This window comes from Pseudomonas sp. Pseusp88 (assembly GCF_047303955.1).
GTDB lineage: Bacteria > Pseudomonadota > Gammaproteobacteria > Pseudomonadales > Pseudomonadaceae > Aquipseudomonas.
The window spans coordinates 55,075-75,468 of record NZ_JBGLYM010000010.1; the positions used below are offsets into that span (position 1 = coordinate 55,075).

14 protein-coding genes and 1 pseudogene are annotated in these 20,394 nt (G+C 61.0%); all 15 read left to right on the forward strand.

What is annotated here, in order from left to right; all coding sequences use genetic code 11:
* Positions 1–5: 5 nt before the first annotated feature.
* The 15 genes and pseudogenes from ACCD02_RS15145 (at position 6) to pseI (ending at position 20,106) form a co-directional block, all read left to right on the forward strand.
* Entirely contained in the window at positions 6–1,655 is a 1,650-nt protein-coding gene (locus tag ACCD02_RS15145) for a flagellar hook-associated protein 3 (RefSeq protein ID WP_413303125.1), read from the forward strand.
* A 103-nt stretch (positions 1,656–1,758) separates the two neighbouring features.
* The gene (locus ACCD02_RS15150; protein WP_413303127.1) at positions 1,759–5,337 is read left to right on the forward strand and encodes a glycosyltransferase; all 3,579 of its coding nucleotides are present in this window, start codon (positions 1,759–1,761) and stop codon (positions 5,335–5,337) included.
* Between the two features lie 223 nt (positions 5,338–5,560).
* Complete coding sequence (gene rfbF, locus ACCD02_RS15155) at positions 5,561–6,334, forward strand: glucose-1-phosphate cytidylyltransferase (RefSeq protein WP_413303130.1); 774 nt, start codon at positions 5,561–5,563, stop codon at positions 6,332–6,334.
* Positions 6,316–7,398: a CDP-glucose 4,6-dehydratase gene (gene rfbG, locus ACCD02_RS15160; protein ID WP_413303133.1), complete on the forward strand. Its 1,083-nt coding sequence runs from the start codon at positions 6,316–6,318 to the stop codon at positions 7,396–7,398. Before rfbF ends, rfbG begins: the two co-directional genes overlap by 19 nt.
* Positions 7,395–7,955, forward strand: a complete 561-nt coding sequence (locus ACCD02_RS15165; protein ID WP_413303136.1) for a dTDP-4-dehydrorhamnose 3,5-epimerase family protein — start codon at positions 7,395–7,397, stop codon at positions 7,953–7,955. The genes rfbG and ACCD02_RS15165 overlap by 4 nt, the downstream gene beginning before the upstream one ends.
* On the forward strand, positions 7,952–9,208 hold the full coding sequence (locus ACCD02_RS15170) for a methyltransferase domain-containing protein (RefSeq protein WP_413303139.1): 1,257 nt from the start codon (positions 7,952–7,954) through the stop codon (positions 9,206–9,208). The genes ACCD02_RS15165 and ACCD02_RS15170 overlap by 4 nt, the downstream gene beginning before the upstream one ends.
* Positions 9,209–9,416: 208 nt before the next feature.
* On the forward strand, positions 9,417–10,274 hold the full coding sequence (locus ACCD02_RS15175) for an NAD-dependent epimerase/dehydratase family protein (protein ID WP_413303141.1): 858 nt from the start codon (positions 9,417–9,419) through the stop codon (positions 10,272–10,274).
* Positions 10,264–11,331 (forward strand): class I SAM-dependent methyltransferase, encoded by a 1,068-nt coding sequence (locus tag ACCD02_RS15180; RefSeq protein ID WP_413303144.1) that lies wholly within the window; start codon positions 10,264–10,266, stop codon positions 11,329–11,331. Before ACCD02_RS15175 ends, ACCD02_RS15180 begins: the two co-directional genes overlap by 11 nt.
* A gap of 18 nt (positions 11,332–11,349) precedes the next feature.
* The gene (locus tag ACCD02_RS15185) at positions 11,350–12,084 is read left to right on the forward strand and encodes a cephalosporin hydroxylase family protein (RefSeq protein WP_413303147.1); all 735 of its coding nucleotides are present in this window, start codon (positions 11,350–11,352) and stop codon (positions 12,082–12,084) included.
* A 68-nt stretch (positions 12,085–12,152) separates the two neighbouring features.
* The gene (locus ACCD02_RS15190; protein ID WP_413303149.1) at positions 12,153–15,080 is read left to right on the forward strand and encodes a TIGR00180 family glycosyltransferase; all 2,928 of its coding nucleotides are present in this window, start codon (positions 12,153–12,155) and stop codon (positions 15,078–15,080) included.
* Between the two features lie 28 nt (positions 15,081–15,108).
* Positions 15,109–16,110, forward strand: a complete 1,002-nt coding sequence (gene pseB / locus ACCD02_RS15195) for a UDP-N-acetylglucosamine 4,6-dehydratase (inverting) (protein ID WP_413303152.1) — start codon at positions 15,109–15,111, stop codon at positions 16,108–16,110.
* Positions 16,107–17,264: a UDP-4-amino-4,6-dideoxy-N-acetyl-beta-L-altrosamine transaminase gene (pseC, locus tag ACCD02_RS15200; protein ID WP_413303155.1), complete on the forward strand. Its 1,158-nt coding sequence runs from the start codon at positions 16,107–16,109 to the stop codon at positions 17,262–17,264. Before pseB ends, pseC begins: the two co-directional genes overlap by 4 nt.
* Before the next feature lie 2 nt (positions 17,265–17,266).
* The gene (gene pseF, locus ACCD02_RS15205) at positions 17,267–17,977 is read left to right on the forward strand and encodes a pseudaminic acid cytidylyltransferase (protein WP_413303157.1); all 711 of its coding nucleotides are present in this window, start codon (positions 17,267–17,269) and stop codon (positions 17,975–17,977) included.
* Positions 17,974–19,017, forward strand: a pseudogene (gene pseG, locus ACCD02_RS15210) (UDP-2,4-diacetamido-2,4,6-trideoxy-beta-L-altropyranose hydrolase); the annotation flags it as partial. The gene pseF and the pseudogene pseG, both read left to right, overlap by 4 nt.
* Before the next feature lie 36 nt (positions 19,018–19,053).
* Positions 19,054–20,106 (forward strand): pseudaminic acid synthase, encoded by a 1,053-nt coding sequence (pseI, locus tag ACCD02_RS15215; RefSeq protein ID WP_413303160.1) that lies wholly within the window; start codon positions 19,054–19,056, stop codon positions 20,104–20,106.
* The last annotated feature ends 288 nt before the right edge of the window (positions 20,107–20,394 follow it).

The window sequence follows — 20,394 nt, forward strand, 5'->3', positions numbered from 1 at the left end:
TAGACATGCGTATCTCAACTGCTCAGTTTTACGAAGTCAGCGCTGCCAACTATCAGCGCAACTACGCCAACGTCATCGCCACCAACCAGGAAGTGTCGAGCCAGGTCAAACTCAATACGGCGGCGGATGATCCGGTCGGTGCGGCCCGTTCCCTGCAACTGACCCAGCAGAATGCGCTGCTGAGCCAGTACAAGACCAATATCGACACGATCAATCAGAACGCCACCCAGGCTGAAACGGCCATGACCGGTATTCAGAACTCTCTGCAGCGTGCGCAGGAACTGATTATCGACGCCAGTACCGGTGCCAAGACCGATGCCGACCGCAAGGCCAATGCCGACGAGCTGGCGCAGATCCAGGCCACCGTGCTCGGTCTGATGAATAGCCAGGACGCCAATGGCGACTACATTTTTTCTGGCTCCAAGGCCAAGACCCCGCCTTATTCCATGGGCGCGGATGGCACCTACAGCTATCAGGGCGACCAGACCCAGATCAAGCTGTCGGTAGGTGATGGCATTTCCCTGGCCAGCAACTCCACTGGTTGGGATGCCTTCGAGCAGGCGGTCAACACTACCCGTACGGCCACTACCTGGACCGGCAGCGGTGCGGATGACGGCAAGGCCGTGCTGTCCGGCGGCATCGTGACCAATGCTACGGCCTATCAGGCGACGTTTGCCCAGGGCCAGCCTTATGAAATCACGTTCACCAGCGGCAGCCAGCTGAAGATCGTCGATGCCAGCGGCAATGACGTGACCACTGAAGTCAGCCAGGGCGGCGCCTTCAACCCGGCCAACGCCAGTAACCAGACCATCACTTTCCGTGGCCTGGAACTGAACCTGAACATCAACCTGACCGATGCCGATAAAGCCAGCCCGGCAACTGAAAGCCTGGCTTTGGCCGGTGATCCCAGTGCGGTCCCGCCAGTCGCGCCACACTCGTTCAGCCTGAGCCTGACGCCCAGCACTGTGTCCACAACCCGCAGCGCCGGTAACCCGAGTACGACGGTGGTTTCCCAGGTTGCAGTGACTAACCAGACCGCCTACAACAATGCCTTCCCGGCTGGCGGTGGCGCGGTGCTGCGTTTCGATTCGCCTGCGCCTCCGGCCCTGGCTACCGACCCGAGCACCACGTTCAGCCTGTATGCCGCACCTTATGTGGCCGGCGCCACGCCAGTGGGCACCGGTACCATCAGCGGCACGCCACCTACCGCGACAGCGGCCGGTGTGACCTTTACCCTGGCCGGTACCCCTCGTGGTACCGATCAATTCGCGGTACAGGCCAATACCACACAGACCCAGAACGTGCTCAACACGCTGGGGGCGGCGATCAAGGCACTGTCGACTCCGGCAGATGGCAATGTCACCGCCACCCAGTCCTTGCGTGCGTCCATGGACTCGGCTCTGGGCAACATCAAGAGTGCCATGGAACAGCTTGGTTCGACGATTTCGGCCGGTGGTGCACGGCAGAACGCCGCCACCGACCAGGGTACTACCAATGATTCGCTGTCGAGCAACAACTCCCTGGAACAGGCCTCTATCGTCAACGCCGACCCTGTAGAGTCAATCGCCCGCCTGACTCTGCAACAGACCATGCTGACCGCCTCGCAACTGGTGTTCACCCGCATGTCTTCGCTGAACCTGTTCAGCAAGCTGTAACAGGCGTTGCCTGGTTTGACCGAGCATCGACCGTTTTCTTTTTCAGCGGTTAAGGGGTGCTCACTCGTTTGAGTGAGTGCCCGCCGCTCGTGAGTCCCCCGCCGTGAATTCAGTGCCTCTCGTCAGCATCGTCATCCCCGCCTATAACTCCCGTTTTTTCCAGAAAGCGTTGCACAGCGCGATCGCCCAGAACTATCCCAATATCGAAGTGATTGTCTGCGATGACAGTCGGGGTGATGACATTCGTGAAATCGTCGAGCGACTCACGGTCGGTTGCGAGGTGCCTTTGCGCTATATGCGCAATTCTCAGCGCCTGGGTTTTACCGGCAACCTGCTGACCTGCCTGGAAGAGGCATCGGGCGAGTACATCAAGTTTCTCTGTGATGACGACCTGTTGTTTCCGGCCTGCGTCAAAATGCAGGCTGAGGTGCTGATCGAGCATGCCGATGTGACCATGGCCTTTGCCCAGCGTTTTCTCTGGGACGCCGATGATATCCAGCTGCCCACACGCCTGGAGAATACGCCGCTGTTGTACACCGCCGGGATCTTCAAGGGCGACGATCTGCTGTCGTTGTTCGAAGGCTTTCCGTTCAACGTGCTGGGCGGGTTCAGCAGCGGTCTGTTTCGCCGTGCCGATGTGCAGGATTTCCTGCCCGCCCTGATACAGTCCAAGCCTGGTTTCACTGCGATGGTCGATCTGGCGCTTTATGTCTGCCTGCTGCGCCGGGGCAATGTGGCCATGCTCAACACCATCCTGAGTGCCGAGCGGGTGCATGCCGAGCGCCTCAGTCATCTTCAGGAAGCGCGTATCCTGGTGCCCGACGAGCTCGACCTGTTGGTCGAGATGCTCAAGGCGCGCAGTGGTGAGGACGCGCCAGCCATTGGCTGGGCGCGTTATGTCACGCTGGATAACGCCGCGGGCGGCGCACGGGATTGGCAAGAGCTGGCGCTGAACCGCAACCTGGGTAACCGCCAGGCTATTATTCCGATGCGAGTCGGCACCTCCAGCGACAGTTTCGCCGAGGTCTATGCCCAGTGGCTGGCGTGTCGCAGCATGAGCGCGGTGCAGCTCAAGCTATTGCCGGACACTCTGGCCAGTTGGCCGATCCAGCCGAAAATCGTGCCGATCATCATCAATGACGGCAACGCCAATGCGGCCTTGAACATTACCCTGGACAGCCTGGCGGCACAGCACTATCCGCCGGAGCTGGTACTGGTTCTCTCGGCGACCTGTACCGAAGGCGGGCTTGACGGGCATATCTTCAGCCTGCCCCTGCAGGATGATGGCCTGGCCCAGATCAATGGCATCCTGCCGCAGTTGGACGGCGCGGACTGGTTCTACCTGCTGCGCGCGGGCGACCGTTTGATCGATACGGCGTTGCTGGTCCTGGCCGACCGCATCGTCAACAACCCGCAACTGCAGTGTTTGTACAGCGACGAAGATGCCCTGCTCGACGGTGAGTCTTCCCAGCCGGTATTCAAGCCTGACTTCAACCTCGACTTCCTGCGCAGTTATCCCTATATCGGCCGTGCCATGGCGCTGCGCCGCGAACCGTTCCTGGCTGCCGGGGGCTTCGCCGTGGAGTACGCGACCCTGGCCGCTCATGACGCACTGTGGCGGATGATCGAGCGGGCCGATACCGATGTGGTCGAGCGGGTCGCCGAAGTCCTGGTTTCATCGCAATTCAGCTTCCTGCAATGGCTGGCCCTGCCGGAACTGCCAACGCTCAACGCTGAGATCGTCAGCAATCACTTGCAGCGCTGCGGCATCGAATTCAGCATGCAGCGCGGCACGCTGCCGTTGATCAACCGCATCGACTATCTGCACGCAGCGCATCCGTTGGTGTCAATCCTGATCCAGCACAAGGATCAGCTTGCTGCGCTGCAGCGCTGTGTCGAATTGCTGCTGGAGAAAACCAGCTACAGCCATTACGAAATACTGATCATCGACAGCGGCAGCACCTCGGCCGACGCCTGCACCTGGCTCGAGGGCATGGCCCGGGTCGGCGGTGACAAGGTGCGAGTCATGTACACCCCGGCGTCCGAAAACGCCGCGCAGCTCTACAATCTGGGCGCGCAGCAGGCTCGTGGCGAGTACCTGCTGATGCTCACGCCTTATGCCGTGATCACTCAGCCACAATGGCTGGACGCCTTGCTCAACCATGCCCAGCGCGCCGAGGTCGGTGCGGTTTCAGGCAAATGGTTCAATCCTGATGGCGTGGTCATTCACGCTGGTCTGACCCTGGGTCTGCAGGGGCCGGCCGGGTTGCACTTTTTCGGCGAGTCGGCGCGGGCCGACGGCTATATGCAGCGCTTGCAGATCGATCACGACCTGAGTGCCGTAGGGACTGACTGCCTGATCGTGCACAAGCCACTATTCGAGCAACTGGGTGGCATGGACGAAGGTTTCAGCGAACTGCTTTGGGGGGTAGACCTGTGTCTGCGAATCCGCCGCAGCGGTCATCTGGTGGTCTGGACCCCCTATGCACAGATGGTGATCGGCGCGCGTCCGACGCCCGAGGATGATCTGGTTCGCTATCAGCGTCAGGTCGAAGAACAGAAAGCCGTTTATGAACGCTGGATGCCGATCATCGCCCGGGACCCGGCCTACAACACCAACCTCAAACTCACCGGCAGCAGTTTCAACCTGGAGCCGGGCCTGCGCAGTGGCTGGAGCCCGTTCACCCGGCACTCGCTGCCCTTTGTCCTGGCCCTGCCGATCAATACCTCGGCTATCGGTCACTATCGCGTGGTGCAGCCCTTTATCGAACTGGAGGCCGTCGGCCGGATCGTTGGCCGCATCACTTACGAGCTGCCACCGCTGCATGAGATCGAGCGTCATTCCCCTGACGTTGTCGTGTTCCAGGGCCGCTATGGCGATGGCTCCGTCGGCGAGGTCGAATCCCTCAAGCGTTACTCCAATGCCTGTCGCATCTTCGAGCTGGATGACTACGTCATCGACGTACCGAAGAAAAACGCCCACGCCCGTGGCATGCCTCCTGAAACCGGCAGATACATGCGTGAAGCCATCGCCCTGTGTGATCGTGTAGTGGTCTCGACCCCGGCCCTGGGCGATGCGCTGTCGTCAATGCATCACGACATTCGGGTTGTGCCGAATATGCTCGCCCCGCAAATGTGGGAGCACCTGCGCGGCAAACGGCGGATGGCGAAAAAACCTCGGGTCGGCTGGGGCGGCGGCACCAGTCACACCGGTGACCTGGAGATCATTGCCGACGTGGTGCGTGAACTGGCCGACGAAGTCGAGTGGGTGTTCTTCGGTATGTGCCCGGACAAGCTGCGGCCTTATGTCCACGAATTCCATGGCTCGATCCCCCTGGCCAGTTACCCGGCGAAACTGGCCAGCCTCAACCTCGATCTGGCGGTGGCTCCGCTGGAGTTCCACCTGTTCAACGACTGCAAGAGCAACCTGCGCCTGCTGGAATACGGCGCGTGCGGTTTTCCGGTGGTCTGTACCAATACCCGCGCTTATCAGGACTTCCTGCCCTGCACACGGGTCATGAGCAACAGTACCGAGGAATGGATACAGGCCATTCGCATGCATCTGGCTGACCCCGATGCCAGCTATCGCATGGGTGACCAACTGCGTGAAGCCGTGCATCGTGACTTCATGCTGCGGGGTGACAACCTGCATCACTGGGTGCATGGGTGGCTGGAAGACTGATTTTCTGACTGAACCTGTTTCGTAGGAGCGAGGCTTGCCCGGCTCCTGCGGGGCCGGTATTTGCCTCTCGGGCAATCCGAGCTGGCGCGTTTCCTGCAAGTTCCCCAAAGATCGCCATAAATCGTGCATTTCCGTCGCGAACCGGCGAGTGCCATGCCGGTTTTCCGGCGTGTGCGGCTCGACATCGAGTTGGCAGGGTGCTGTGGAACAAGAAGGGAACCAGATGAAGGTAGTCATTCTCGCGGGTGGTCTCGGTACTCGCATCAGCGAAGAGTCGCATCTCAAACCCAAGCCCATGATCGAGATTGGCGGCAAGCCAATTCTCTGGCACATCATGAAGCAGTACTCGGCCCACGGTATCCATGATTTCGTGATCTGCCTGGGCTACAAGGGCTATGCCATCAAGGACTTCTTCGCCAACTATTTCCTGCACACCTCCGACGTGACGTTCGACATGCGCAACAACCGTATGGATGTGCATCAGAACTACAGCGAGCCGTGGCGCGTCACCCTGATTGACACTGGCGAAGACACCATGACCGGCGGGCGTCTACTGCGTGCCCGGCGTTATCTGGAAAACGAAGAAGCCTTCTGTTTCACCTACGGCGACGGCGTCTCGGACCTGAATATCAGTGCCCTGGTCAATTTCCATCTGCAGCATGGCAAACATGCCACAGTCACTGCCGTACAACCCCCGGGACGCTACGGCGCGCTGGATCGGGATGGCGACCGGGTGCTGGGCTTTACCGAAAAACCCCGTGGCGATGGCGGCTGGATCAATGGCGGTTTCTTTGTGCTGTCGCCGTCGGTGCTGCCGCTGATCGATGATGACAGCACCACCTGGGAAGCTGGCCCGCTGATTGGTCTGGCCGAACAGGATCAGTTGCGCGCCTTTCAACACGAAGGCTTCTGGCATCCGATGGATACTCTGCGCGACAAGAATTATCTGGAAGAACTCTGGCAGAAAGGGGAGGCCCCATGGAAACAATGGGACTGACCGCCGCGTTCTGGCAGGGTAAACGTGTACTGCTGACCGGCCACACCGGCTTCAAGGGCAGTTGGTTGGCGCTCTGGCTGCAAGGCCTGGGCGCCCAGGTTACCGGCTTTGCCCTGGCGCCTAATACCGAACCTGCTCTCTACGAGCTGGCCCGGGTCGAGGAGGGCATCGACGATCAGCGCGGTGACCTGCGCGATCTTGGCGCCTTGCTGGAATTGATTGCCGAGGCGCAACCGGAAATCGTCCTGCACCTGGCGGCCCAGCCATTGGTGCGCGAGGGTTATCGCGATCCATTGGGCACCTATTCCAGCAACGTCATGGGCACCCTCAACCTGCTCGAAGCGATTCGTCAGGTTGGTGGTGTGCGCGCCTGCGTACTGGTGACCACTGACAAGGTCTACGCCAATCAGGAGTGGTTGTGGCCGTACCGCGAGAACGAACCTCTCGGCGGCCATGATCCCTATAGCAGCAGCAAGGCCTGCTGCGAGCTGCTGGCACAGTCCTATGCAGCATCGTTTTTCCCCGCTGACAAATACGCCGAGCACGGCCTGGCCTTGGCTACGGCACGGGCGGGCAATGTGCTGGGTGGCGGTGACTTCGCCCCCGAACGCTTGATCCCCGATGTGCTCAAGGCCTGGTCCGCAGGCGAACCGGTGACCTTGCGTTATCCCCAGGCCGTGCGCCCCTGGCAGCATGCCCTGGAGCCCCTGGCCGGTTACCTGCAACTGGCTGCGGCGCTCTATGAGCACGGTCCGGAGTATGCCGGTGCCTGGAACTTCGGCCCCGGTGACAATGATATGTGCAGCGTCGGCCAGGTGGTCTCGATCCTCGCAGAGCGCTGGCCCGATGCGCCGGGCCTGCAGGTGGAAAGCAGCGATCTGCACGAGGCTGGCCTGTTGCGCCTGGACAGCAGTCGTGCGCGTCAGCGTCTGGACTGGCAGCCGCGCTGGTCGTTGCAGGATTGCCTGCGCCACACCCTGGACTGGCATCTGGCCTGGCAGGCCGGGCAGGACATGCGCGCCTTCACGCTTGAGCAACTGGACCTGTACCGGGAGCATTCATGAGCGACCTGCACTTGCAGGCCTTGCCGTTGCCCGGCCTGTTCAGCCTGCAGCACAAGCGCCACGCCGATGCGCGCGGGCAGTTCTCGCGGTTGTTCTGCGAGGGCAGCCTGAGCGCGTTCGGCCGTGACTTTCATATCCGCCAGATCAACCATTCGGTGACCCGGGAGCAGGGCAGCGTGCGAGGTCTGCACTATCAGACCGCCGCCCAGCCTGAAGCCAAGCTGATCACCTGCCTGCGCGGCGCAGTATGGGATGTGGCGGTAGATCTGAACCCGGATTCGGCCACCTTCTTGTGCTGGCACGCCGAACGCCTGGAAGCCGGGGACGGTCGGAGTCTGTTATTACCCGCCGGTTTTGCCCACGGTTTCCAGACCCTGACCGACGACGCCGAATTGCTCTACCTGCACAGCGCCGATTATGCGCCGGAGCATGAGGGCGGGCTGTCGCCCCTGGATCCACGGTTGGCCATCGAGTGGCCTCTGGCCGTCAAGAATTTGTCGGCGCGCGATGCCGGTCATCCGCTGCTGGACGCGACTTTTGCTGGAGTGCGTGTATGAATTGCCGAGGTTGTGGCGCCCATCTGACCTTGCCCCTGATTGACCTGGGCACTTCGCCGCCATCCAATGCCTATCTGCGTGCGGAGCAACTGAGCCAGGCCGAGCAGTGGGTGCCGCTGAAAGTGGGCGTCTGTGAGCAGTGCTGGCTGGTGCAGACCGAAGACTACACCAGCGCCGAAAGTCTGTTCGACGCCGACTATGCCTATTTCAGTTCCTATTCCAGCTCCTGGCTGGCCCATGCCGAACGCTATGTCGATGAAATGGTCGAGCGCTTCGGCCTCGGCGCCGACAGCCGTGTCGTGGAAATTGCCGCCAATGACGGTTACCTGCTGCAATTCGTGGCGGCGCGCAATATCCCCTGCCTGGGCATCGAACCGACCCGCAGCACCGCCGCAGCGGCGCGGGAAAAGGGCCTCGAGATCCGTGAAGTGTTCTTCGGTCGTGAAGCCGCTGAAAGTCTGGTTTCTGATGGCTGGTCTGCCGACCTGATGGCGGCCAATAACGTGCTGGCCCATGTCCCGGATATCAACGACTTTCTGCAAGGCTTCGCCACCTTGCTCAAGCCCACCGGCGTGGCGACCTTCGAGTTTCCGCATCTATTATCGCTGATGGCTGATCATCAGTTCGACACCCTGTACCACGAGCACTATTCCTACCTGTCGCTGACAGCGGTGAAGACCCTGTGCGAACGCAATGGTCTGGAAGTCTTCGACGTCAGTCGCCTGGCGACCCATGGCGGTTCGCTGCGGGTGTTTGTCCAGCGCGTCGAGCCATTGCGCCTCGACGGTCTGGGCCTGCATGACCAGAGCCGCCCGGTACAGGCCACCGTGCAGGCGCTGCTCGATGAAGAACGTGAGGCCGGGGTCATGACCACCGCGTTCTACGCCACCCTGGCGCCCGCAGCCGAGCGTATCAAACACCAGTTGCTCGGCTTCCTGTTGCAGGCCAAGGCCGAAGGCAAGCGCGTTGCCGGTTATGGTGCCGCTGCCAAGGGCAATACCTTGCTCAACTATGCCGGGGTCAAGCCAGACCTGCTGGCCTGGGTCGCCGACGCAAACCCGCACAAGCAGGGCAAGTTCCTGCCGGGCAGCCGGATTCCCGTGGTTTCCCCCGAGCGTATTGCCGAAGAAAAGCCGGACTACCTGCTGGTCCTGCCGTGGAACCTGCTGCATGAAGTCAGCGAACAGCAGGCGCAGGTGCGAGACTGGGGCGGGCGCTTCGTCATTGCCGTTCCTGAGTTGACGCTGTTATGAGCAGCCATGCCGCGCAAGATCAGGGTGGGAGCGAACTCCACAGAAGAGAACTCAGTGGGAGCGAATTCATTCGCGAAGAGGACTGTACAGTCGATATAGCTTTATCGTTTGGAATACCGCTTTCGCGAATGAATTCGCTCCCACACAAATGGCTCCCACCTTCGTCTCCATCGATCTCGCTCCAACGATCAGTGTCGAGGATGCTGTCATGAACGTACTCGTCACTGGCGCCACCGGCTTCGTCGGCCGTCATCTGGTTGCCGCCTTGCTCAGGCAGGACTGCAAGGTGCGGGCGGTTTCGCGTAATCCCGATACGGCGCGGCGCATGCCGTGGTTCGCTGAGGTGGAGTTCATTGCCGCCGATATCCATGATGCAGATCTGGATGTCGCTAATCTGGTTGCCGGTGTCGATGTACTCGCTCATCTGGCCTGGCCGGGTTTGCCGAACTATCAGGGGCTGTTCCATTTCGAGCATAACCTGCCAGCCGACTATGCCTTTATCAAGGCGGCGGTCGAAGCCGGTGTCGCTCAGGTGCTGGTTACCGGCACCTGTTTCGAATATGGCATGCAGGATGGTTGCCTGAACGAGTCCATGGCTGTCTTGCCGGGTAACCCCTACGGATTGGCGAAGAACACCCTGCGCCTGTTCTTGCAGGCCCTGCAGAAACAGACGCCATTCACTTTGCAATGGGCGCGGCTGTTTTACCTGCATGGCGAAGGGCAGAACCCCAACAGCCTGCTGGCGGCACTGGACCGGGCCCTGGACGCCGGGGATGCGCGCTTCAATATGTCGGCGGGCGAACAGTTGCGCGATTATCTCGCCATCGAAGACGCCGCCGCGCGTCTGACCGGGCTGATCGGGCAATCGTCGTTCGATGGCGTGATCAACTGCTGCAGCGGCCGGCCAGTCTCGGTGCGGGCGTTGGTGGAAGCCCATATCCGCCAGCGCGGTGGCGCCATTGATCTCAACCTCGGTCACTACCCTTATTCCGTGCATGAGCCCCTGGCGTTCTGGGGCGATGCGACGCTACTCAATCAGTTGCTGGGAGCCGACCATGGCTTATGAGCTGTACCGCGCCGCAGGCCTGCCGGTCTTGCAGAACCGTACATTCGCCGACGCCACCACCGCCAGGGCTTCGGCCAGCGGTGACATGCTGCTGGTCCAGGACGAGCACAGCGGCCTGGTGCATAACCAGGCATTCGATCCGGCCCTGCTCAGCTACGACAGCGATTATCAGAACGAGCAAGCGCTGTCCCCGGCTTTCAAGGCTCACCTGGAAGCCGTCGAGGGCGTGGTTGCCAAACATTTCAGCGGGCGCAGCCTGATCGAAGTCGGTTGCGGCAAGGGCTATTTTCTCGAGCAACTGCGAGGGCATGGTTACAACATCGTCGGCATCGACCCGGCTTACGAGGGCAACAGCCCGGACGTGATCAAGGCGCCGTTCACCCGTGACTCCGGGCTGACTGCCGATGCCGTGATCATGCGTCATGTGCTGGAACATATTCGTAATCCGCTATCGTTTCTGGGCGAAATCGCCGCCGCCAATCAGGGCGGCCTGATCTACATCGAAGTGCCGTGCCTGGACTGGATCCTGGAAAACCGCGTGTGGTTCGACGTGTTCTACGAGCACGTCAATTACTTCCGCATCGAAGACTTCCGTCGCCTGTTCGGCACCGTACTGGAAGCAGGACATCTGTTCGGCGGTCAATATTTGTATGTGGTCGCCGATCTGGCCAGCCTGCGTCAGGCGCCGCTGGAACCCGGCCCTCGGGTGCAGATGCCGACGGATTTCCTGCACAGCATCGAGCATGCCGTGCAGATCATCCAGGCGGCACCCGAGCGTGGCTCGGCCATCTGGGGCGCAGCGTCCAAGGGCGTGATCTATTCGTTGTTCCTCCAGCGCGCCGGTGTCGCGGTGGATCAGGTGATCGATATCAACCCGGCCAAGCAGGGGCGCTACCTGCCCTTGAGCGGCCTGCGCGTGTCCTCGCCCGAAGAGGCGCGGCTGACGCTGCCCGAAGGTGCCAACCTGTTTGTGATGAACTCCCGTTACCTGGAGGAGATCAAGCGCATGTCGGACGGCCGCTACAGCTATCACGCCGTGGACACCCATTCTTTCTAATTTCGTCGAGGCAGAAAAATGAACAAGACAGTAGCCCAGCAGTTCGAGGCTGAATGCAAGGCAGAGATCGCCGCCCAGGGTGCCGATCAAAAAGTCAAGGACCTGGCCCGGGATTTCTATAACGAGTCGGCCCGACACAAGTACACCTACCACTATTCCTGGATGGGCCGCCCCATCATCCAGCTGCCCCAGGACATGCTGGCCATGCAGGAGCTGATCTGGCGCCTCAAGCCTGATCTGGTGATCGAGTGCGGTATCGCCCACGGCGGTTCGATCATCTATTACGCCTCGCTGCTGGAATTGCAGGGCCATGGTGAAGTACTGGGTATCGATCGCGATATTCGTGCGCACAACCGCGAGGCCATCGAGTCCCACCCGATGAGCAAGCGTATCCGCATGATCGAAGGTTCCAGCATCGACCTGTCGACTGTCGAGCAGGTGCGTGAAATCGCCGCTGGCAAGAAAGTCATCGTCGTACTGGACTCCAACCACACCCACGATCACGTCCTCGAAGAGCTGCGACTGTACTCGCCGCTGGTGTCTGCCGACAGCTACTGCGTGGTCATGGACACCATCGTCGAAGATATGCCGGCCGACGCCTTTCCGGATCGCCCGTGGGGCCCTGGCGATAACCCCAAGACTGCGGTCTGGCAGTTCCTCAAGGAAAACGACAGTTTTGAAATCGACTACGAGATGCAGAACAAACTGCTGATCACGGTTGCTCCGGATGGCTACCTGCGCCGGGTCAAATAAGCAGTCGGTTTCGTCAAAAGACAGGTCTGGCCGGACAAAGGCCGATTCGAACGGTTGTGGGGAAAGTTATGCAAGGCAATTACGATTCTGAACACGCGACATACCTGCGCGAGCGCCTGACCATTGTGCTGTTGAGCCACAATCGGTCGGTCTTCCTGCGTCGGGCCATCCAGTACTACAGCGCCTACCCTTGTACGGTGATGGTGCTGGATTCTTCGCTGGCGCCGGTGGAAAACATCGACCTGTATCCTGGGGTCGATTATCGCCACGTGCCCGAGTTTTCCTACTCGGCTGTTCAGGACAAAATCACCTACGGCCTGAGCAAGGTCACCACGCCTTACATGGTGTTCGCCGCCGACGACGACTTCCTGCAATTCGATGCCCTGACCGAATCGGTTGAATACCTGGATCGCAACCCCGACTACAGCATCTGCCACGGCTATTGCCTGATGTACGTGGCCCACGCCAACCGTGTGGGGTTCTATCGCCGCGACAAGAAGGTCCAGGAAGATTATTCCTCACCTGTGCCGCAGGAGCGTGTGCTCGATTTTCTGAGTCAGTACATCCCGCCGTTCTACGCGGTGACGAAGACGTCCCTGCAGTTGCAATGGTTCTCCTCGCTGCCGGCCAACACGCGTTTCGAATGGAATGAAATCGGCCATGCTTACTTCATGCTGGCCAATGGCAAGGCGCGGATTCTGCCTGTCCCTTATGTGTTGCGTGAACTGAACATCGAAGGCTCGGAGCACAATACCGACGTCATGACGGTGCTTGGCTTTACCGATAACCCTTCCGTACTCGAACGCGAACGCTTCGCCGAGTGGCTGGCCGGGCAGCCGACTGCGATCAAGGGCCTGGACCCGGATCAGGCCAAGGCCTTCGTCCTGGAAAGCTTTGCGGTCATGCTCGAGTCCCTGCAGAACCGCGTCGGACTGACGGTGGAATATCTCTGGGATTCGACCTGGACCAATCCACTCAATGGCCCGGCCCGCAAGTTCGGGCCGCGGCAATATGTCGAGATGCCGTTCTACAACCAGACGTTTTTCGATCAGTTGACGGCCATCGAGTTCATGATCCATGCCATGCCGGCCGGTCGCTTGCAGCTCAAGGAACTGGAGGGCGTCTGGGTCCGTCAGGCCGAGCTGTTGCGCCTGCATGATAACGACACCGATGAAACCATCATCAGCCGCCTTTGGCAGGCCTTCGATCAGAACCCGTTCGATCGGCAGGTGGTGGACAGCCTGGCCAAACGCCTGGAGCAGACTGACGAAGAAAATCTGGTCGAAGAGCTGGCCGGTTGGTCCGAACAGTTGCAGGAAGTCCCCAAGGCGCTTGCAGGCGACGGTTTCCCGGCAACGCCTTCCGGGCATCTGCTGAGCTGGCTGGAAACTCGTTCGCCCGAGCCGGAGCAACTGCAAGCTATCAGCCTCGCCCTGGCCGAGCGTACGGACAAGCTGCAGTTCGGCATCCTGATACAGGATCTGGACAACGATATCGACAAATTGCAGGCCACCCTCGACAGCCTGGTGGAAGGCCACTGCAAGTCGTTCAAAATTGTCGTATTCACCACCGGCGAGCCGCTGGCTCTGACCACGGCGCAGAACACCCTGCACTTTATCCGTGTCACCCCGAGCAATTACATCGACAAGCTCAATCAGGTCGTGCGCCAGTCCACCAGTGACTGGATGCTGCTGGTCGAGGCCGGAGATCAGTTCACCAAGGCCGGCCTGTTGCGCGCCAGCCTGGAACTGCTCGGCGCACCCGAGTGCCGCGCGGTGGCGGCAGACGAGATACAGCGTCAGGAAGGCGGCGAGCTGCGTGACGTGCTGCGTCCTGGCTTCAACCTCGACCTGTTGCAAAGCGCGCCAAACCTGATGGCCCGCCACTGGTTGATCCGTCGCGATGTGCTGCTCGATGCCGGTGGTTACTCCGCTGAATTCAAGCAGGCAATGGAATTCGAACTGCTGCTGCGCATCATCGAAAAGGGCGGCCTGTCGTGGCTGGCCCATATGGACGAGCCGCTGTTGATCTGCCAGGCCCAGGACCTGGAAGAAGAAAATGCCGACCAGCGCCAGGCCCTTTTGCGTCACCTGTCCGGTCGTGGCTATCGCGCCCAGGTCAGCGCCGGGGCTCCGGGCACCTGGCATGTGGATTACCGCCATGCCGAGCGCCCGCTGGTGTCGATCATCCTGCATCTGGATGACGACCTGGAGTTGCTGCAACGCTGCCTGACCGGCGTGCAACTGCGCACTCGTTATTCGCGCCATGAAGTGCTGGTCGCCGCCAACCCGCAGCAGTCCGCCGAGGCCAGCCAATGGCTGGACGCTCTGGAACGCCAGGGTGGCCGCGTCCGGGTGATTCGCAGCGAGCAGACGCTCAACAGCGTGGCCTTGCAGAACCTGGCCTGTGCCCATGCTCAGGGCGAATACCTGGTGCTGCTGGAAAATGAGGGCGAAGTGGTCAATGCCAACTGGCTCGAATTGCTGCTTAACCAGGCTCAACGCCCGGAAGTCGGCGTAGTCGGTGGCAAGTTGATCGATGGCTACGGTGTCACCACCCAGGCTGGCCTGATCCTTGGTATGCGCGGTGGCGTCGGCTCGGCGTTCATCGGTGCGGCCAAGGATGCGGCGGGGTACATGAGCCGTCTGCAGGTCGAGCAGAACTATTCTGCGGTGTCCGGAGTTTGCCTGATGGTGCGCAAGTCACTGTTCGACGCGGTCGAGGGGCTGGACGAGGGCTTCGTCGACGGCTACAGCGATGTCGACCTGTGCCTGAAAGTCGCCCAGCTCGGTTTCCTGACAGTGTGGACGCCGAAGGTCCAGGTTATCCATCCGGGCAATCTGCCCGAGGCCCCGCAGGCATTGGCTGCGCTACGCGAGAAGTGGGCGGGGGCGTTCGATCACGACCTGGCCTACAACAAGAACCTGGCCCTGACCGGCAAGGGCTTCACTCTGGATCGCGACAGCCGTCTCGACTGGGCACAGTTGCTCGCTTAAGGCCGTTCTCGGTCAAAGGATTCAAGGGATGTTCAACGGCAAATCGATTTTTATTTCAGGCGGCACCGGTTCGTTCGGGCGCAAATTCATTCGCATCCTGCTTGAGCGCTACCAGCCCAAGCGGGTGGTGGTGTTCTCCCGGGACGAGCTCAAGCAGTACGAGATGCAGCAGGAGTTCAACGAACCCTGCATGCGTTTCTTCCTGGGCGATGTGCGCGATGCCGAGCGTTTGCATCAGGGCATGCGCGGCATCGACTATGTGGTCCATGCTGCGGCGCTCAAGCATGTGCCGGCTGCCGAATACAACCCGACGGAGTTCATCCGCACCAACGTCAATGGTGCGGAAAACATCATTGCCGCAGCCATCGCCAATGGCGTCAAGGGCGTGATTGCCTTGTCCACCGACAAGGCCGCCAGCCCGATCAACCTGTACGGCGCGACCAAGCTGCTGTCCGACAAACTGTTTGTCGCCGCCAATAATATCGCCGGTGATCAGGCCACCCGTTTTGCCGTGGTACGTTACGGCAATGTGGCCGGGTCACGGGGCTCCATCGTACCGTTTTTCAACAAACTGATTGCCTCGGGTGCCAGCGAGTTGCCGATTACCGACGTGCGCATGACGCGCTTCTGGATCAGTCTGGAACACGGCGTGGACTTCGTGATGAAGAGTTTTGCGCGAATGCAGGGCGGCGAAGTGTTCGTGCCGAAGATCCCCTCCATCCGCATCCTCGACCTGGCCCAGGCCATGGCCGCCGACCTGCCGCACAAGCTGGTCGGGATTCGTCCCGGGGAAAAGCTGCATGAACTGATGGTGCCGCTGGACGATGCACGCATGACCCTGGAATTCGCGGACCACTACACCATCGTGCCGTCGATCCGCTTCAATAACGTCGACGCCGATTTCAGCCTCGACGGGATGGGCGAGCAGGGCAGGGCGGTGGCCGATGATTTTGAATACCGCTCCGACACCAACCCGCATTTCCTCACGGTCGAACAGATCGCGGCCCTTCACGCCGATATCAAGCCATGATTCCCTACGGTCGGCAGAGTCTGGATCAGGCGGATATCGACGCTGTCGTGCGGGTGCTCGAATCGGACTGGCTGACCCAGGGGCCGACTCTGGAGCGTTTCGAAGCGGCGGTTGCCGGGCATTGCGAAGCGGCTTATGGGGTGGCGGTATGCAACGCCACGGCAGCCCTGCATATCGCCTGTCTGGCAGCCGACCTTGGGCCGGGCGACTGGCTATGGACCAGCCCGAACACCTTTCTGGCCTCGGCCAACTGCGCACGCTTTTGCGGGGCCAGCGTCGATTTTGTCGACATTGACCCGCTGACCTGGAATCTCGATGTCCAGGCCCTGGCGTACAAGCTGGAGCAGGCCGAGCAGCAGGGACGCCTGCCCAAGGTGCTGATTCCGGTGGCATTCAGCGGCCAGAGCTGTGATATGCGTGCCATCGCCGCCTTGGCCGAGCGCTACGGATTCATCGTTATCGAGGATGCTTCCCATGCCGTTGGGGCCCGCTATGCCGGGCGTCCGGTGGGCTGTGGCGACTATGCGGCGATGACGGTGTTCAGCTTCCATCCGGTGAAGATCATCACCACGGGCGAGGGCGGCATGGTCCTGACCAATCGCCCCGCGCTGGCCGAGCGCCTGCGTCGCCTGCGCAGCCACGGCATGACCCGCGACCCTGCGCAAATGGACGAAGCCAGTCACGGGCCGTGGTACTACCAGCAGGTCGAGCTGGGCTTCAATTACCGCATGACCGATATGCAGGCGGCGCTGGGGTTGTCCCAGCTCGGCAAGCTTGCGGCATTCGTCGAGCGTCGTCGCGAACTGGCGGCGCGTTACCATAGCCTGCTCGCCGGGCTGCCCCTGCAACTGCCTGCGCCCCAGCCCGAAGCCGAGTCGGCCTGGCATCTGTATGTGGTGCGTTTGCAGACCGGGCGTATCGGCAAAAGCCATCGCGAAGTGTTCGAAGCTCTGCGCGAAGCTGGAATTGGGGTAAACCTGCATTACATTCCTGTGCATCTGCAGCCGTATTATCGCGCCCTGGGTTTTGCTCCCGGCGACTTCCCCGAGGCCGAGCGCTATTACGGGCAGGCGCTGACTCTGCCGCTCTATCCGGCGATGAGTGAAGCGGAGCAGGACATTGTCATCAGGCAGTTGCAACATCTAGTGAGGTAACCATGAGCGCCGTCGCGATCATTCCTGCCCGTGGGGGCAGCCAGCGCATACCGCGCAAGAATCTTAAAAGCTTCAATGGCGCACCGATGATCGTCTGGTCGATCCGCGCAGCCCTGGACAGCGGCGTATTCGAACGGATCATGGTCAGTACAGATGACCCGGAGATCGCCGAGGTCGCCCTGGCTCATGGCGCCGATGTTCCGTTCATCCGGCCGGCCGAGCTGGCTGATCACCACACCGGCACCAGCCCGGTGATTCGCCATGCCGTGCAGGCCCTGGCCGAGCAAGGCATGACGTTCGACTTCGCCTGCTGCATCTACGCCACGGCGCCTTTGTTGCGTGCGCGTTATCTGCGTCAGGGCTTGCAGGTTCTTGAAGGCGCACTCGACAAGCTTTATGCCTTCTCGGCCTGTACCTTTGCCTTCCCGGTGCAACGGGCGCTGGTGCTGGAGCCGTCGGGTGGCGTCGAGCCGATGTATCCCGAATTCAGCGCTGTGCGCTCCCAGGATTTGCCCCAGGCCTATCAGGATGCCGGGCAGTTCTACTGGGGGCGCAGCGCCGCCTGGCTACGAGGCGACCCGGTGTTTTCGCCCCAGGGCGTGCCGATCATTTTGCCCCGGCATCTGGTGCAGGACATCGACACCGAGGAAGACTGGATACGCGCCGAATACATGTATACGGCGTTGCTGGCCAGCGGCGAGTTGCACGGATGAGAATACTGGTCCGGGCGGATGCCTCACTGGCCATCGGCAGCGGTCACATCACCCGTTGCCTGACCCTGGCCCGAACCTTGCGCGATCAGGGCGCCGAAGTGGTGTTCGTCTGTCGGGAGCTGTCGGGTCATCTGCTCGAGCGCCTGCGTGAACAGGGCTTTACCGCCTATGGCCTGCCGGGGCATTACCCCGATGAGGCGCCTGAGGCCGATATCGAGACGTTGCTGCCCTGGCAGGCCGATATCGACGCCCTGAGTGCGGTGTTGGCCGATGAAGCTGCCTTCGACTGGTTGATCGTCGATCACTATGCGCTGGATGCCCGTTGGCAAACCCTGGCGCGGCGTTTCGCGCCGAAACTGATGGCCATCGACGATCTGGCCAACCGCCGCCATGCCGTGGATCTGCTGCTGGACCAAAACTTTTCCGGCACCGATCAGGCCTACGCACCCTGGATCGACAAGCATTGTCGTACCCTGCTCGGCCCGCACTACGCGCTGATGCGCGAGGCGTTCCAGTGCGAGCCGGTGGCGATCAAGCCCGGCGTGCGGCGAGTCATCGTCAATTTCGGCGGCTTCGATGCCGTCGGCCAGACCTACCAGGCCATGGAAGCGATGATGAATTTTCCGCGCCTGGAGGTGGACTTCATCGCCGGGCTCGGCAACCCGGCCTGGGTCACCATGCAGGCACTGGCCGAAGGCCGTTCCAACTGGCGGCTGCAAACCCATGTCAGCGACTTTGCCTCCTTGATGGCCGAGGCCGACCTGTTTATCGGTGCCGGTGGCGGCACTACCTGGGAGCGCGCCGCGTTCGGCCTGCCGACCATCTGTGTCGCCGTGGCGGCCAATCAGCAACGCAATGCCGAGTTGCTGGCCGAGGCGGGCATGCATCTTTATCTCGGCACCAGTGAGCAGGTCAGTGTCGAGCGCTTGCAGCAAGCCATCGGCCTGTTGGTGGATAATCCTTGGCTGCGCCGCAGCTTTGCCCGCCAGTCCCGGCAACTGGTCGATGGGCACGGTGCACGGCGCGTCGCCGAAGCCTTGCTGGCGCACCCCTGAATCTTCAACGAGTACAGCGCAATGAGCAGTTTCAAGATAGGTTCACGTTCGATCGGTCCCGACGCGCCGCCCTTTGTCATCGCTGAAATGAGCGGCAATCACAACCAGTCCCTCGATCAGGCACTGCGTATCGTCGAAGCGGCGGCCAGGGCCGGGGCCCATGCCTTGAAGCTGCAAACCTACACCGCCGACACCATGACCCTGGATATCGACGAGGGCGAGTTCTTTATCAAGGACCCGAACAACCTGTGGGCCGGTTCCTCGCTCTATGCGCTTTATGAAAAGGCCCATACGCCCTGGGAATGGCACGCGCCGATATTTGCTCGGGCGAAGGAAATGGGCATGCTGGCGTTCTCCACGCCTTTCGATGAAACCGCTGTCGATTTTCTCGAGAGCCTTGATGTCCCGGCCTACAAGATCGCCAGCTTCGAAAACACCGACCTGCCCTTGATTCGCCGCGTTGCGGCCACCGGCAAGCCGATGATCATCTCTACCGGCATGGCCAGCATTGCTGAACTCGATGAAAGCGTACGGGCGGCGCGAGAGGCGGGCTGTATCGATCTGGTGTTGCTCAAATGCACCAGCACCTACCCGGCGACACCGCAGAACAGCCATATCCGCACCATTCCCCATTTGCGCGAGCTGTTTGGCTGCGAGGTCGGCTTGTCCGATCACACCATGGGCGTCGGTGTCTCGGTGGCGGCGGTGGCCATGGGCGCCACGGTCATCGAAAAACACTTCACCCTTGATCGCGCCGATGGCGGCGTTGATGCCAGCTTCTCTCTGGAACCGGCGGAAATGGCCAGTCTGGTCATCGAGACCGAGCGCGCATGGCAGGGCCTGGGTCACGTGCAATACGGTGCCACTCAGGCCGAGCGCAATTCCCTGCAGTATCGGCGCTCGCTCTATGTAGTACGGGATATGGTCGAGGGTGAGGTGTTCAGCAAGGATAACGTGCGCGCCATCCGACCGGGCCTGGGGTTGGCGCCCAAGCATATCGACGCGGTGATCGGACGTACGGCACGGCAGGCGCTTAAGCGGGGGACGGCGTTGAGTTGGGATGCGGTCCAATAGACGCAGCCCGCTGACTTTGCCGGGCCAATAACTGGAATTGGCTGTGTGGGACCGGCTTTAGCCGGGAAGATCCTATGACAGGTGATAGAAATCTGTTGCTCATACCGGCGTCTTCCCGGCTGAAGCCGGTCCCACAATAGTCGTTTGCCTGGTGCTCCCGCAGACGTCACCCATCACCTTTGCGTAGGATCTGCCCACCTACCATTGTCAGTCGATTCGTGAAAAGCGTATAAAACTTAGTGACCTATGAGTCACGAAGGGCATCTTCACTGTATCGTGCTCGCGGGC

Bases quoted from the DNA above. Each gene is read 5' to 3' on its own strand.
- ACCD02_RS15145 (WP_413303125.1), top strand. From the start codon at position 6: ATGCGTATCTCAACTGCTCAGTTTTACGAAGTCAGCGCTGCCAACTAT.
- rfbF (WP_413303130.1), top strand. From the start codon at position 5,561: ATGAAGGTAGTCATTCTCGCGGGTGGTCTCGGTACTCGCATCAGCGAA.
- rfbG (WP_413303133.1), top strand. From the start codon at position 6,316: ATGGAAACAATGGGACTGACCGCCGCGTTCTGGCAGGGTAAACGTGTA.
- ACCD02_RS15165 (WP_413303136.1), top strand. From the start codon at position 7,395: ATGAGCGACCTGCACTTGCAGGCCTTGCCGTTGCCCGGCCTGTTCAGC.
- ACCD02_RS15170 (WP_413303139.1), top strand. From the start codon at position 7,952: ATGAATTGCCGAGGTTGTGGCGCCCATCTGACCTTGCCCCTGATTGAC.
- ACCD02_RS15175 (WP_413303141.1), top strand. From the start codon at position 9,417: ATGAACGTACTCGTCACTGGCGCCACCGGCTTCGTCGGCCGTCATCTG.
- ACCD02_RS15180 (WP_413303144.1), top strand. From the start codon at position 10,264: ATGGCTTATGAGCTGTACCGCGCCGCAGGCCTGCCGGTCTTGCAGAAC.
- ACCD02_RS15185 (WP_413303147.1), top strand. From the start codon at position 11,350: ATGAACAAGACAGTAGCCCAGCAGTTCGAGGCTGAATGCAAGGCAGAG.
- ACCD02_RS15190 (WP_413303149.1), top strand. From the start codon at position 12,153: ATGCAAGGCAATTACGATTCTGAACACGCGACATACCTGCGCGAGCGC.
- pseB (WP_413303152.1), top strand. From the start codon at position 15,109: ATGTTCAACGGCAAATCGATTTTTATTTCAGGCGGCACCGGTTCGTTC.
- pseC (WP_413303155.1), top strand. From the start codon at position 16,107: ATGATTCCCTACGGTCGGCAGAGTCTGGATCAGGCGGATATCGACGCT.
- pseF (WP_413303157.1), top strand. From the start codon at position 17,267: ATGAGCGCCGTCGCGATCATTCCTGCCCGTGGGGGCAGCCAGCGCATA.
- pseI (WP_413303160.1), top strand. From the start codon at position 19,054: ATGAGCAGTTTCAAGATAGGTTCACGTTCGATCGGTCCCGACGCGCCG.